The 13,273-nt window shown below is 55.4% G+C and carries 13 protein-coding genes; 9 read left to right on the forward strand and 4 right to left on the reverse strand.

Annotated elements, in window-relative coordinates; all coding sequences use genetic code 11:
• Positions 1-156: 156 nt before the first annotated feature.
• The 9 genes from MWC30_RS19730 (at position 157) to MWC30_RS19770 (ending at position 10,749) form a co-directional block, all read left to right on the forward strand.
• A complete protein-coding gene (locus MWC30_RS19730; protein WP_244085922.1) occupies positions 157-381 on the forward strand; it encodes a hypothetical protein in 225 nt (74 codons plus the stop codon).
• 101 nt (positions 382-482) lie between these two features.
• Positions 483-2,117 carry a hypothetical protein gene (locus tag MWC30_RS19735; RefSeq protein WP_244085923.1) on the forward strand — a complete coding sequence of 545 codons (1,635 nt, stop codon included), beginning with the start codon at positions 483-485 and terminating at the stop codon, positions 2,115-2,117.
• Between the two features lie 477 nt (positions 2,118-2,594).
• Complete coding sequence (locus MWC30_RS19740) at positions 2,595-2,945, forward strand: putative quinol monooxygenase (protein ID WP_244085924.1); 351 nt, start codon at positions 2,595-2,597, stop codon at positions 2,943-2,945.
• Between the two features lie 162 nt (positions 2,946-3,107).
• The gene (locus MWC30_RS19745; RefSeq protein ID WP_368860901.1) at positions 3,108-5,579 is read left to right on the forward strand and encodes an arylsulfatase; all 2,472 of its coding nucleotides are present in this window, start codon (positions 3,108-3,110) and stop codon (positions 5,577-5,579) included.
• Positions 5,580-5,747: 168 nt separating this feature from the next.
• The gene (locus tag MWC30_RS19750) at positions 5,748-7,121 is read left to right on the forward strand and encodes a DUF1254 domain-containing protein (RefSeq protein ID WP_368860902.1); all 1,374 of its coding nucleotides are present in this window, start codon (positions 5,748-5,750) and stop codon (positions 7,119-7,121) included.
• A 144-nt stretch (positions 7,122-7,265) separates the two neighbouring features.
• The gene (locus MWC30_RS19755; protein ID WP_244085927.1) at positions 7,266-7,850 is read left to right on the forward strand and encodes a hypothetical protein; all 585 of its coding nucleotides are present in this window, start codon (positions 7,266-7,268) and stop codon (positions 7,848-7,850) included.
• A gap of 270 nt (positions 7,851-8,120) precedes the next feature.
• Positions 8,121-8,606, forward strand: coding sequence for a DUF1269 domain-containing protein (locus MWC30_RS19760; protein ID WP_244085928.1), 486 nt, complete (start codon positions 8,121-8,123; stop codon positions 8,604-8,606).
• A gap of 65 nt (positions 8,607-8,671) precedes the next feature.
• Positions 8,672-9,214, forward strand: coding sequence for an OmpA family protein (locus tag MWC30_RS19765; protein ID WP_244085929.1), 543 nt, complete (start codon positions 8,672-8,674; stop codon positions 9,212-9,214).
• 116 nt (positions 9,215-9,330) lie between these two features.
• Positions 9,331-10,749: a carbohydrate porin gene (locus MWC30_RS19770; RefSeq protein ID WP_244085930.1), complete on the forward strand. Its 1,419-nt coding sequence runs from the start codon at positions 9,331-9,333 to the stop codon at positions 10,747-10,749.
• A 205-nt stretch (positions 10,750-10,954) separates the two neighbouring features.
• Here MWC30_RS19770 and MWC30_RS19775 read toward each other — a convergent pair whose 3' ends face one another.
• The 4 genes from MWC30_RS19775 to MWC30_RS19790 form a co-directional block, all read right to left on the reverse strand.
• The gene (locus MWC30_RS19775; RefSeq protein WP_244085931.1) at positions 10,955-11,746 is read right to left on the reverse strand and encodes an ABC transporter permease; all 792 of its coding nucleotides are present in this window, start codon (positions 11,744-11,746) and stop codon (positions 10,955-10,957) included.
• On the reverse strand, positions 11,743-12,663 hold the full coding sequence (locus MWC30_RS19780) for an ABC transporter ATP-binding protein (RefSeq protein ID WP_244085932.1): 921 nt from the start codon (positions 12,661-12,663) through the stop codon (positions 11,743-11,745). Before MWC30_RS19780 ends, MWC30_RS19775 begins: the two co-directional genes overlap by 4 nt.
• Before the next feature lie 98 nt (positions 12,664-12,761).
• Positions 12,762-12,914, reverse strand: coding sequence for a hypothetical protein (locus MWC30_RS19785; RefSeq protein WP_244085933.1), 153 nt, complete (start codon positions 12,912-12,914; stop codon positions 12,762-12,764).
• A 67-nt stretch (positions 12,915-12,981) separates the two neighbouring features.
• The gene (locus MWC30_RS19790) at positions 12,982-13,197 is read right to left on the reverse strand and encodes a hypothetical protein (RefSeq protein ID WP_244085934.1); all 216 of its coding nucleotides are present in this window, start codon (positions 13,195-13,197) and stop codon (positions 12,982-12,984) included.
• Positions 13,198-13,273 lie beyond the last annotated feature (76 nt).

Raw genomic sequence — 13,273 nt, forward strand, 5'->3', positions numbered from 1 at the left:
GCTCAACTTCGATAAACTCTGGACTAATAGCGGAACACCGCCGGTATTCACTTGGGCCTGAAGAAGAGCAGTTGAAACACACGGCAGGCCTAGGTCTATGACCGTGCCGAATCGCTCAGTTTAGGTAAAAGATGAAGTCCTGTCAAGAAGCATCCAATGGAGCAAAAAGTATCCACCGCCGAAAGATTTCAGGTCCTTAGAGGCTTGTCTAAAAACTCGTTTCCTCGTCATGCCGGCAGTCTTTTAGCCGAAATCCACAGAAGAACACTGGATGCCGGCTTAAAAACTGCCGGAATGACGCGCGGCGAAATGGAAATCTCATTCTGTGGACGTGTACTAAGTGTGGTATTGAACAAAAAAACGAGATATATGGGAATATAGTTACTGTAATTAACAGTATCCTGGCGATTTTTTTTGTGATCGACACGAGCAACAGGGTGCGGGGAAGGATATTTTTGTATCTTTTGAAGGCAGGATTGCCCATGCGTGACGAACCGGAAAATTCCACTTCAGTCGTGGCGGATCAACCCCTTCCCGAAGATGCGGTCCGAAAGCAGCTTGCCGGTATTTTGGCAAGTCCTGAATTCAAGGGCAAACCAACGCTGTCCGGCTTCCTGCGGTTCATTGTGGAGCGGACTCTCTCCGGATGTTCCCATCAGATCAAGGGGTTCACCATCGCCACCGAAGTCCTGAAGAAGAAGGAAACCTTCGATGCCGTGAAAGACCCCACTGTCAGGATTCTCGCCGGGAAGCTTCGAGCTTCACTGGAGCGCTATTATCTGACCCATGGAGCACAAGACCCTGTGCACATCGCGGTTCCCAAAGGAACTTATGTTCCGGTCTTTCGTGATCTGTCCCTGGAGAAGAGCCGCGAGCAAGCCGCTTTCCCGTTTCGGCACGACACGGGATTGATTTCCATGCCTTCCGGACCCGGCATTGCCGTCCTGCCTATGGTGAATCTTTCGAACGATCCGGAGCAGGAGCATTTTGCAGACGGTCTAACGGAAGAACTGACCGCCGAAATCGTCAGGTACCAGGATCTTCGGGTTGTGGCGCATCATTCCGCCATGAAGATGAAGGGGCTCAAAATCAGTGCCGGTGAAGTGGGAAGGGAGCTCAACGTCCGATTTTTCCTGGAAGGGAGCGTCCGAAGGGGAGGGGACTGCATCAAGATCGCGGTGCGCTTGATCGACACGGTAACCCAGATGCAGATCTGGGGGGAACAATACCGGCGTGATCTCACTGTCGAGAACCTCATCGGGATTCAGGAGGATATTGCTGCACGGGTTGCGGGAAGGATCGGAGGATACCTGGGCGTCATACTCCGAAAACTGGCCAAGGAGTCGCGCGGGAGGGTGCCTCAGACGTTCGAAACGTACGATGCCTTTCTCTATATGCACCGGTATACCCTTTCAGTTTCCGAGGAAACCTTCCGCGTGGCTCTGGATGCCCTGGAGCAGGCCCATGGGCGGGATCCTGAATCGGGTGTGGTGTGGGCGATGCTTGCCAACCTCCATGCAGACAACAATGCGCTATGGTCCAAAGGATACTGCCTGCCGATGGAGGAGGTTCTCCGGTATGCCCGAAAGGGGGTGCACCTGGAGCCGCAAAATCAGTATACCCACACCATTCTTGCCTATGTGCTTTTGCTGGTCGGTGAGCGGGATGATTTCTTTCGAGAGGCCGAGGCAACGCTCAGGCTCAACCCCAACTCCCCGACCCATGTGGCGGTCATCGGCTGGGCCATGGCTCTGTATGGTCAATGGGATGAAGGGTTACACCTGTTGAAAGAGGCGATCGAGCTGAATCCCTTTTACCCGGGGTGGTTCCATATGGCGCCCTGCCTCTGCCATATCTATGAGGAGAGGTATAAGGAAGCCTACCGGGAGACCCTCATGTTTCAATCGCCCCAGTTGCTGTGGGATCCTTTGCTGCGCGCAGTGGCGCTCGGCCAATGGGGAAGATTGCCGGAAGCTCGTGTGGCAGCAGCGGAATTGCTCCAGATCAAGCCCGATTTCCAGAGCGACGCACGCCGTCTGATCGCTTTCTACGCAAAGAGCGACGCTCTCATCAACGTCATCCTTGACGGGCTCGGAAAAGCCGGCCTGAAGATCTGAAACCTCCCATCCTTCCTGTTACCCACAGTTCCCGTATGCGAACACTCCTCTGCGGGTCTGACTTCATCAACCATCCATCCCCTGGGCATAAATATTTTTGCACCATCCATACCGAAGAAAAGGCTTGGCATCCACCGTCCGGGGGCTTGAATGCCGAAATGTCGTCATAGATGCCGTAATATCGTCTAAAATTTCACCATCAGCTCGCCCGATGTTTTCTTTACATTTTGAAATGGATTTGATTTTGAGCACTTAAGCTCGGCCTGCCTTTCATGTCTCTTGTGGCATGAATTTTGCTAACTACTCTTTTAAGCCCTTCATTTTTTGTGAACTGCTGATGCACGCTCAACCGTCACCATGAGAGCTGATGACCCATCGGCAAGATTTATCCGGCCTTTTCGATGTGATGGAAGCTTTCATGCTCAATGCGAGCATCGTCGGCATAACCCTCCATCTCACGGTGCATCCCGGAGATCGATGATGATTCATGCCAGCATCAGAATGAAGTTTGCGGCCAGGCAATTTTCCAAAGCCCGTGACATCCTGGACTCACTGGTGGAACGGACTCGAGTAAGTCCCGGGTGCGTGGAGTGTTACGTCTACCAGGATGTGAAGGAGAACCGGGTTCTTCTCTTTGAGCAGTGGTGGGAGAGAGAGGCGGATCTCGACCGGCACCTGCGCTCGGAGCTGTACGGGCAGGTGGTCCTGGTCATGGAAATGGCGAAAGAATTCCCGGTGGTGAGATTCAGCCAGATCTCGACAACCTCCGGCATGGAAGCGGTTGCAAAATCCAGGGGGGTGGTGGGGCCTGCCACTCCCCCGCCTTGAGAGAGCGCTGCGGGGGGCTGTTCTCCTCAGCGACGTGTGCTTCCAGAAAATCAAGATGCTTCATCGCAACCCAATTCAGGAGGGAATCTTATGAAAAGAAAACCATTTTCAACAGCAGTATTCGCGTGGGTTGCCATTTGCGTGCTGGCAGCAACGCCGGTTATGGCCCAGCAGGTCACGGGCGAGTTGGGCTCACCCAGCGCCACGACCACCATCGACGGAAAGCAACTTCCCCCACCCGACCCGAAATTCGGCGGCGTCATCAAGGACGATGCCCTGCAATCGAAGCCCTGGTGGGCGCCTCGCGTGGTCCCACCGAAGAAAGCACCCAATATCCTGCTCATCATGACCGACGATTCGGGCTTCGGTGTGCCGAGCACGTTCGGCGGCGTCATTCCGACGCCCGCCATGGATCGCCTCGCAAAGACGGGCCTGCGCTTCAATAACATCCACTCCACGGCACTCTGTTCGCCGACGCGCGCCGCCCTCATCACCGGGCGCAATCATCACTCAGCCGGCTTTGGCGTCATCGCGGAGCAGTCCACGGGCTTCCCGGGTTACAACAGCATCATCGCCAAGGACAAGGCCACGATCGGCCGCATCCTCAAGGAGCACGGGTACGCCACCTCCTGGTTCGGCAAGGACCACAACGTGCCGGCCTTCGCAGCCAGCCAGGTCGGGCCGTTTGAAAATTGGCCCATCGGACAGGGCTTCGATTATTTCTACGGGTTTGTTGGGGGCGACGCAAACCAGTGGCAGCCAAATCTTTTCCGCAACACGACGCAGATCTATCCTTTTGAGGGCAAGCCGGGCTGGAACCTGGTAACAGGCATGGCCGACGACGCCATCGAGTATCTCAACCGTGTGAACCAGATTGATCCAAGCAAGCCCTTCTTCCTCTATTACGTCCCCGGTGCCACGCACGCACCGCATCATCCGACCAAGGAATGGGTCGAGAAGATTCAGGCCATGCACCTCTTCGACGACGGCTGGAACAAACTGAGGGAGCGGATCTTTGAGAACCAGAAGCGCCTTGGTGTCATCCCGGCGGACACCAAGCTCGAACCCTGGCCGACGAATGTGATCAAGAACTGGGATGATTGCACACCCGATGAGAAGAAGCTTTTCATCAGGCAGGCGGAAATTTTCGCCGCTTACGAAGCGTACACCGACCACGAAATTGGCCGGGTCATCCAAGCCGTCGAAGATATGGGCAAGCTGGACGACACGCTCATCATCTACATCAACGGCGACAACGGAACGAGCGCCGAGGGCGGCCCGATGGGCACGCCCAACGAAGTCGCGTTTTTCAACGGCGTCAACATGATGCCCGTTGCCGAGCAGATGAAATGGTACGATGTGTGGGGCACGGAGCAGACCTACAACCACATGTCGGCGGGCTGGTCGTGGGCCTTTGATACGCCCTTCACCTGGTTCAAGCAAAACGCTTCGAAGCTCGGCGGCATCCGGCAATGCATGGCCGTTTCCTGGCCCGGCCACATCAAAGATCAGGGCGCCCTGCGCGAGCAGTTCATGCACGTCATTGACGTGGTCCCCACCATCCTCGATGTCACCGGCATCACCGCGCCGGAATTTGTGGACGGCATCAAGCAGGCGCCCATCGAAGGGACGAGCTTTGCCTACACATTCGATTCCAAAAACGCCAGGGAACCGTCCCGGCACAAGACCCAGTACTTCGAGATGATGGGCCAGTGGGCGCTTTATCACGAGGGGTGGCTGCTCAGCACCAAGGTCAACCGCGCGCCGTGGGAAGCCTTCGGCGCCGCCAATCCCGACCCGCTGAACAACCAGGTGCTCGAGCTTTACAACCTGGACAAGGACTTCAGCCAATCTCAGAACCTCGCCGATAAGTATCCGGACAAATTGAAAGAAATGAAGACGATGTTCATCGAGGAAGCGAGGAAGTACCAGGTCTTCCCCTTGGACGCCTCGGTAGCGGCCCGCATCGTAGCGCCGCGCCCGAACATCACCGCTGGTCGCACGGAGTTCATATACACCAAGCCGATGGTCGGACTGCCGCAGGGTGATTCGCCGATGCTGCTCAACGCCTCGTACACCATCACAGCGGACATCGACGTGCCCCAAAGCGGCGCCGAGGGCATGATTCTGACCTCCGGCGGCCGTTTTGCCGGCTACGGTTTCTACCTGCTCAAGGGCAAACCCGTATTCCTCTGGAATCTTATTGACCTGAAGCGCGTCAAGTGGGAAGGACCCGACGCGCTCGCGCCCGGCAAGCATACCCTGGAGTTCGACTTCAAGTATGACGGCCTCGGCATCGGCACGCTGGCGTTCAACAACATGAGCGGCCTCGGTCGTCCCGGCACCGGCACCCTCAAGGTGGACGGCAAGCCGGTCCAAACCATCACCCTGCCTCACACCCTGCCCATGATCCTGCAGTGGGACGAGAGCTTCGACATCGGTTCCGACACCCTGACCGGCGTCAACGACGAGGACTACAAGCCGCCGTTCCCTCTGACCGCCAGGCTCAACAAGCTGACGATCAAGGTGGACCGGCCGAAGCTCACCGAGGCGGACATCAAGAAGCTCGAGAATGCGGAAGCGGTCGCGGTTGACGGTCAACCGATACATCATCTGCAGCATGGGCCTCAGTAGGCATGAACAACACCGCAGACCGCCGAGTCGTGTCGGTTGTCAAGAGTGGTAGAAACCTCGCGAATCAAAAGACCAAATCTTATCAGAACAACATCTATAAGGACGCTAAAGATGATGAAACGACTGCTATTGATCTTGGCGGCGGCTATGGCCGGTGCTTCTTTACTCATGACGGGCGGCGGTGCAACTCGAGCTGATGAAAGTGTATTTGGGGCGGTCCCTCTGGGTGTCGAGGCCTACATCTATGGATACCCGCTCGTGACCATGGAATACACCCGCAGGGGCCTCACCAACGTTGAAAAACCGGAAGGGTCTCGTGCACCCATGGGGCAGCTTGTCCTCATGCGCAAGTATCCAGCCGTGGACGACCATCTTGTCACCGCGCCCAACGCCGACACGCTCTACGCCACGGGATTCATCGACGTCGGTCAAGAGCCGTGGGTGTTGAGCCTGCCGGACGCTCACGGCCGGTACTACCTTTTCCCGATGCTCGATGGTTGGACGACTGTTTTCCAGGTACCCGGCACACGGACGACGGGTACGGGTCCGCAGACCTATGCGATCACCGGCCCCGGCTGGAAGGGCAGTTTGCCGGAGGGCGTGAAGGAATACAAATCGCCCACCGCCATGGTATGGTTGCTTGGTCGTATCTACTGCACCGGCACCCCTGAAGATTACGCTGCCGTCCACAAGATGCAAGATGAGATCAAGCTCGTGCCGCTCAGCTCCTACGGCAAGGCTTACACACCTCCGCCCGGCAAGGTCGATCCGTCCTTCGATATGAAAACCGCTGTCCGAGATCAGGTAAACGCGCTCAGCGTCGATGAATATTTCACGTTGCTGGCGAAATTGATGGTAGACAACCCCCCGGCAGAGGCCGATAAGCCCATGGTCGAAAAGATGGCCAAGATCGGGATCGTCCCAGGCCAGCCTTTCGATGGCAGCAAACTCGGCCCCGCAGCTCGGGAGGCCTTCTCTCTCGTGCCCAAAATCGCCAATGAAAAAATCATGCTCTGGATGAAGGAAGGGATTGTTGCGGGAGATATGAAACTGGAAAACGGTTGGCTGTTCACCACCAAGACCGGGGTCTACGGAACGAACTATATTCAGCGGGCTCTGATCACCGCCATCGGTCTCGGGGCGAATCGTCCGCAGGACGCCGTTTACCCCACCTCGGAAGGACCTTCCGTCCTGAGCTCATTCAGCGGCGATAAGAAGTACTTGATGCATTTCAACAAAGGCGAGCTTCCGCCCGTGAATGGATTTTGGTCACTGACGATGTATGACAAGGACTACTTTTTCGTTCCAAACCCCATCAACCGCCAAAGCATCAGTGCCCGGCAGGATCTGAAGCCCAATGCGGATGGATCGGTAGATCTCTACATCCAGAATCAAAGCCCCGGCCCCGATAAGGAATCGAACTGGCTGCCGGCCCCGAAGGACAAATTCATTCTCATGATGCGGTTGTATTGGCCAAAGGAGACACCGCCTTCGATCATTGACGACACCTGGAAGGTCCCGCGGGTCAAAGCTGTGGAATAAATCTGCCGTTTTTGACTCTTTTGGATCTTACGGCCGTTGAACTGTAGTCTCAAGTGTCTCCCGGCTCAATCGTGAGCCGTGGAGACAATGAGACCCAATGGGTCTAACTACACACATGTCTAATGTACAAACAGGAGGATGCGTATGAAGAAGAGATTCTGGACGGCGGTTCTGACGGTGGCTTTGGTGGGCGGACTGGCTTCTTATGCAATGGCCAAGGAGGAGAAAGCAGCCATTGCAGGTCAGAAGCCCGGAGCCATCGTTACGGATGTGACCCAGCTGACTGCAACGGTTAAGGCGGTGGATCCCCAGAAACACACTGTGACGCTGGAAGGGAAAGAAGGAAAAACGGTTACCGTGCATGCCCCGAATGCAAGAAACCTGGACCAGGTCCAGGTGGGCGACAAGGTAAAGGTGGACTACGTCGAGGAGCTGGCAATCTTTGTGACAAAGGCTGGTGAACCGGTAGGAGGCGAAGAGGCGCAAACAGTTGCTCTCGCTCCAAAGGGGGCAAAGCCGGATGGTATCATCGCAAATACTACCCAGGTCCAGGCAAATGTCAAAGACATTGATTACAAGAAGCGGACCATCACACTCGAGACCCCCGACGGACAGCTCAAGACCTTGAAGGTGGACAAATCGGTAAAGAGATTCAAGGAAATAAAGAAGGGAGATCAAGTGGTCATGAGATTCACGGAGGCCATTGCACTGGAGGTTACGCAGCCCTGAGAGCTCCCGGTCGCTGTGAGTAAGTTGTTAGCAGCAGTAGCCTCTCAAAAGAGGGGATCGTTTCCATACATGGAAGGCGCTGCGCCTGTGCATGTAAAGAAGAACCAGTAAAATCGGAACGGCTTCCAGCCGTGACAGGCACGACCGCAGCGTCTGTCGCGGCAGCATGCCGCTCCTAAAAAGCGATGAAGGCAAACGGCTGCGTACTTGTGATCCTCGCTCGGCACTCAGTTCCCCTTTTACCGACACTCAAGCGAAAGGATAAATGAAATGAGCACACTGGTTGTGATTGGTTACGACGACGTTTTCAAAGCGCAAGAGGTTCGTCTCATGCTGCAAAAAATGCAGAAAGACTACCTCATCGATTTGGAGGACGCGGTGGTAGTAACCAAGGACGAGAAGGATAAGGTAAAGCTGCACCAGATGTATAACCTGACTGCCGCTGGAGCAGTGTCGGGAGGTTTTTGGGGCTCTCTCATCGGGCTCATCTTTTTGAACCCCATCCTCGGTCTGGCCGTTGGAGCCACCGCTGGGGCTGTTTCGGGAGCTTTAACCGATGTGGGAATTGATGACAAGTTCATGAAGGACCTGGCAGCTACACTCAAGCCCAACAGTTCGGTGCTCTTCGTCCTGGTAAGAAAGGCTACACCCGACAAGGTGCTCGAGGAGCTTAAAGGAACCGGAGGCAAAATCCTCAAGACTTCCCTTTCACATGATGACGAGGCAAAGCTCCAGGCAGCTCTGGCTGCTTCCTGAATTGAGAATACGTGGGGTCGGATCATGGCAGGGGAGGTACAGGGTTGCACGACGAGGAGGAGGTTATGAGAAGAACAGTTATCTTGTTTTCAGTGTTGGTGTTGATTTCGGGATGTGTCACGCAGGCTGCATATAATAAAGTCGAGAGTCAAAACCAGGCTTACCAGGAGTTGAACCAGGCGCTCAGGGCTGAGCTCAACGCGGACCAAGTCGAGATTCAGCAACTGCAAGACCGGTTGAAGGTCACCATGCTCAACGAGATCCTCTTTCCCGAGGGTGGATGGGAGCTTGATCAAAGAGGAAGAGAGACACTCAACAAGATCGTTCCCACCCTGAAAACCCTCACCAACCAGCGCATCGAGATATTGGGCTTCACCGATAACGTTCCCATCGGTCCCGAGCTTCGGTCTCGCTTCCCCTCGAACTGGGAGCTCTCCACTGCCCGGGCTACAAATGTGGTCAGATACCTGCAACATGAAGGGGTGAATCCCGCTCTGATGTCGGCAACCGGATACGGAGATGAGCAGCCGGCAGCCTCCAACAGTACTCCGGAAGGAAGACGCAAGAACCGCAGGATTGAAATTGTCCTTGCAGCGCAGAATCCATAGTCCTGAAGATGCGGGAGGCCACTACCAGGAACTGGTCTGAAAGTGGCCTCCTGGACGGCTGAACTGTATCCGGTGGGAGAGGTTTTGGAATAGGGATATGACGAGGAGGAGAAAACATGAAGGTATTGAGGACGGTGGTGATGGCCGTCAGCTTGCTTGGAGGAGTGCTGCTGCACAACATGGTACAGGCAAAGACTCAAGAGCCGGCCGGCAGCAAAGAGCCCCTTCAACAGCTCTCGCCCTCTTCTTATGAATACTATGGGGGACTTTGGGCACAACCGACCCTCACGGGGGACTGGGGTGGGCTCAGAAATGACCTGGCTGCAAGAGGCGTTACATTCGATATCAGTTTGACGGAGATTGTTCAGGGAGTCGCCAGCGGTGGTAAGGACAACAGCCACCCTGAGTCTGGTGGCCGCGGTCTTGTTGCGCTTCGGGTGGATACCCAAAAGCTGGGGCTATGGCCGGGAGGCTTCCTCTCAGTGGAGGCGGAGGGCAACTTTGGAAACTCGGTCAACGGCAGTACAGGGGCACTCAGTCCGGTAAACAGCAACCAGGTCTATCCCATGCCGGACTCCAACGAATTCAATGTGCCGGAGGTCTCCTTCACCCAGTTTTTCTCTCCCTATTTCGGTCTGGTGGCCGGCAAGCTCGACACCGTGACCACTGGAGATATGAATGATTTTGCTCATGGCAAAGGGGATGAGCAGTTCTTCAACCTTGCATTCAACATCAATCCCCTTCTTGTTGTCAGCACCCCCTACTCGACTCTCGGCGGAGGAATCGTCATACTCCCCACGAAAGACCCCGATGCGGCCATCATCAGCATTCTGGCTCTGGACACCAACGGAAAGGCAAATTCCGCCGGGTTCGACGACGCGTTTGATGACACGACGGTTGCGGGCCAGGCTCGCGTCAGGACGGACTTTTTTGGCCTCACCGGCCACCAGGTTGTGGGGGCCACCTATACGAACAAGACCTACGGTTCCCTGGACCAGAATCTGCGCATCAACCTGGAAAACCGCGAAATTTCAAAGGAGACGGGGTCCTGGACGGTTTACTACAACTTCGACCAGTACCTTTATGAGGTCAAAAAAGGCTCCGGGCAGGGGTTCGGCCTCTTTGGCCGGTTTGGCGCCTCTGATGGAAATCCCAATCCCATGAACTACTTCTTCAGTGTCGGCCTGGGTGGGAAGGGGGTTTCAGAAAGCAGGCCCCTCGATCGGTTCGGCATCGGGTATTACTACGTCGATGTCAGCAACCCAGAGTTCACCCGAGGACGGTTAGCCATCGTCGACGGCGGAGTCGTCCTGGAGGAGCAGACCCGGTCATTTTTAGGGGATGAGCAGGGGATCGAAGCTTTCTACAGCCTCGCAGTGACTCCCTGGCTGCACCTGACGCCTGATCTGCAGGTCATCTGGCCCACCCAGGAGAATTACCTGAATGTGGTGACCGCCGACGGTGTCAGCATCCCACGGAAGGAAGATGTCGACACGGCCGTGGTGCTTGGCCTGCGAATGAAAGTTCTTTTTTAGCACTGGGAACAGCCTGATTTTTCGTATGTATAACCATTGGCAAAGGGCTGCGGACCTGCCTATTCCGGATAAATAGAAATACCGACGGAAGATCGAAGTTTCGTCATTTCGGCGAGAGCCGGAATCCAGGGTTCATGCGGTTTTCTGGACCCCGGCTTCCGCCGGCGTGACGCTCATGATGAGCAATTGAGATTTGCGTACGAATCTAGTGAATGAGTCGACGGCGCATGGCGAAGAGAGCCAGGGGAAAACAGACCATGGCGAATACCGCAAGGTATGTGACACCCCAGAGCAGGTCCACCCTCAAAACACCCAGGCAGAAATAACGGGTCAACCGCACCAGGTGAGTCAGGGGAAAAATCAGGGCAACCTCCCTTGCCCAGGCCGGAAGGTTGTCCAGGGGGAAGAATGTTCCGCTGAAGAGGAACATGGGGGTGATGAAAAGGAAAATGGGAAGGTTGAAGGTATCGATTCCCGGAACGATCCCCGTGAAGAGCATTCCGACGGAGCCGAAGGCCAATCCTCCCAGAAAGGCCAGGGGAAGGATCAACAGCCCCCATGGGTAAGCGACGAGACCGAACAGACTGAGCACCACCAGCATGATGGCTGCAGCGATGACGGATTTCGTGGCCCCCCAGACAATTTCACCCGTGATGACTTCTTCCAGGGAGAGGGGCGTGGCCAGCATGGCATCGAAGGTTTTCTGGTAATACATACGGACAAACGAGGCGTAGGTGTTTTCAAAAAAGGCATTGTACATGACGGTAACGGCGAGCAGGGAAGGGGCGATGAAGCGGATGTAGGAAAGCTCCACCCCCTCGAAGGTGATTCTTTCAATGAAGGTACTCAGCCCAAACCCGAAAGCCAGGAGGTAGAACAGGGGTTCGAAGAGGGGCGGCAGAAAATTGATGAGCCAGATTTTCCTGTAAACCACCAGGTTCCGGTTCCATACCCGCAGGAAGCGGCGGGATATGCCGAAAGACGCGACGGTTTTCATTCGCGAAGCTCCCTTCCCGTAAGCCTTAGAAAAACGTCCTCCAGGGTGGCCATGCGCTGGATGCATTTTTCCCTGCAAAAGCGGCTGCCGATTCTTTCGAAAACACGGTCGTCCGCCTGACCATAAATAATGAGACGGTGTCCGAGATCATCGTGCATGAACTGCTGCGACTGGACGAAATCACGCAGCTCCTGGTCGGGCTCCGTGATCTCCACCACATCCCGGCCCGCATATTCTCGAATCAGGGCAGAAGGTTTCCCCTGCACGAGTATTTTTCCATGGTCCATGATGATGAGGCGGTCACAGAGGCGGGACGCCTCGTCCATGTTGTGCGTCGTCAGGAGGATGGAGAGCCCTTCGGATCGGAGCTCCTCCAGCCGTTCCCATACCTGGTGACGCGACTGTGGATCCAGTGCGGTGGTGGGCTCGTCAAGAATGAGCAGCTCGGGATCGTTGAGGAGAGCCCGTGCGAGAATGAGGCGTCGCAGCATGCCTCCTGAAAGACTGGTCACCGTATCATTCCTGCGATGGTCCAGGGCCATGTACTGGAGGAGCTGCAGGGCCTTCTCCTTCGCCGCACGTCGGGGCATGTCGAAATAGCTTGCAAATACCTGGAGATTCTGCAGGACCGTGAGATCCGGATCGGGGGTGTTTTCCTGCTGACAGACTCCAATGCTGAAACGGATGGCACGCCATTCTGTTTTCATGTCGAGGCCGAACAGATGAAGGCTTCCATCCGTCATGGGTGAAAAGCCGTAAACCATTCGAATCGTGGAAGTCTTACCTGCGCCGTTGGGTCCAAGCAGCCCCAGGCACTCTCCCTGGAGGAGGTGAAACGAAACATCGTCCACCGCCACAAACTCTCCGAAGGTCTTCCTGAGGTTTTTTGCCTCAATGATGTATCGGGGGCTTCCCATGAAATTCAGATCCTCTCCCATCGATCCCTCAAAAAAGCCCGGAGACAAGCTTGCGTGCATGCTCCGGGCCGGGTATCGCGAAGGCTCAAGATTCTTCTTTATTTCGCATCCTTCCTGCAGGGCACGCAATAGCCTCGCTCGTCAATACATTCTTCACAAAACGACCGGTGGCACATGCGGCATTCCGCCACAGCCGTTTCCCGGTCGAAATCCTCTCCACATGCCGAACAGCTGAAATCTTCCTGTGCCATGACTCAATCCCTCATCGCCGGATGTCGAATTGTCGCAGACATCCAGCGTTTCCAAAGCGCTCAATCTTTATGAAAGGCCAAATCCCATCGAAGCGAGCTCTCTAATGGTGCTTTTGGCTTCATCGACGGTTTCTCCAAGTTTCCACGGCCCCATGAAGGACTCCAGCTGCATCTTCCAGCCTTCGTCATCATGGAAAATGTCGGCCTGCTCGCATGAAGCGCCGCAGCCCTCTTCGCCAATGACATTCATAAGGGTTTCGCGGATTTGCTGCATATCATCCATGATTCTCCTCCCTCTCGTTCTTTCAGGTCGGAAAGATTGTATTCGTTGAATAAACACTTATCTAAATTCTAATGGC

This window comes from Desulforhabdus sp. TSK, from assembly GCF_022836495.1.
In the GTDB taxonomy this organism is placed as follows: Bacteria; Desulfobacterota; Syntrophobacteria; order Syntrophobacterales; family Syntrophobacteraceae; genus Desulforhabdus.

Bases quoted from the DNA above. Each gene is read 5' to 3' on its own strand.
- MWC30_RS19730 (WP_244085922.1), top strand. From the start codon at position 157: ATGGAGCAAAAAGTATCCACCGCCGAAAGATTTCAGGTCCTTAGAGGC.
- MWC30_RS19735 (WP_244085923.1), top strand. From the start codon at position 483: ATGCGTGACGAACCGGAAAATTCCACTTCAGTCGTGGCGGATCAACCC.
- MWC30_RS19740 (WP_244085924.1), top strand. From the start codon at position 2,595: ATGATGATTCATGCCAGCATCAGAATGAAGTTTGCGGCCAGGCAATTT.
- MWC30_RS19745 (WP_368860901.1), top strand. From the start codon at position 3,108: ATGGCCCAGCAGGTCACGGGCGAGTTGGGCTCACCCAGCGCCACGACC.
- MWC30_RS19750 (WP_368860902.1), top strand. From the start codon at position 5,748: ATGACGGGCGGCGGTGCAACTCGAGCTGATGAAAGTGTATTTGGGGCG.
- MWC30_RS19755 (WP_244085927.1), top strand. From the start codon at position 7,266: ATGAAGAAGAGATTCTGGACGGCGGTTCTGACGGTGGCTTTGGTGGGC.
- MWC30_RS19760 (WP_244085928.1), top strand. From the start codon at position 8,121: ATGAGCACACTGGTTGTGATTGGTTACGACGACGTTTTCAAAGCGCAA.
- MWC30_RS19765 (WP_244085929.1), top strand. From the start codon at position 8,672: ATGAGAAGAACAGTTATCTTGTTTTCAGTGTTGGTGTTGATTTCGGGA.
- MWC30_RS19770 (WP_244085930.1), top strand. From the start codon at position 9,331: ATGAAGGTATTGAGGACGGTGGTGATGGCCGTCAGCTTGCTTGGAGGA.
- MWC30_RS19775 (WP_244085931.1), bottom strand. From the start codon at position 11,746: ATGAAAACCGTCGCGTCTTTCGGCATATCCCGCCGCTTCCTGCGGGTA.
- MWC30_RS19780 (WP_244085932.1), bottom strand. From the start codon at position 12,663: ATGGGAAGCCCCCGATACATCATTGAGGCAAAAAACCTCAGGAAGACC.
- MWC30_RS19785 (WP_244085933.1), bottom strand. From the start codon at position 12,914: ATGGCACAGGAAGATTTCAGCTGTTCGGCATGTGGAGAGGATTTCGAC.
- MWC30_RS19790 (WP_244085934.1), bottom strand. From the start codon at position 13,197: ATGGATGATATGCAGCAAATCCGCGAAACCCTTATGAATGTCATTGGC.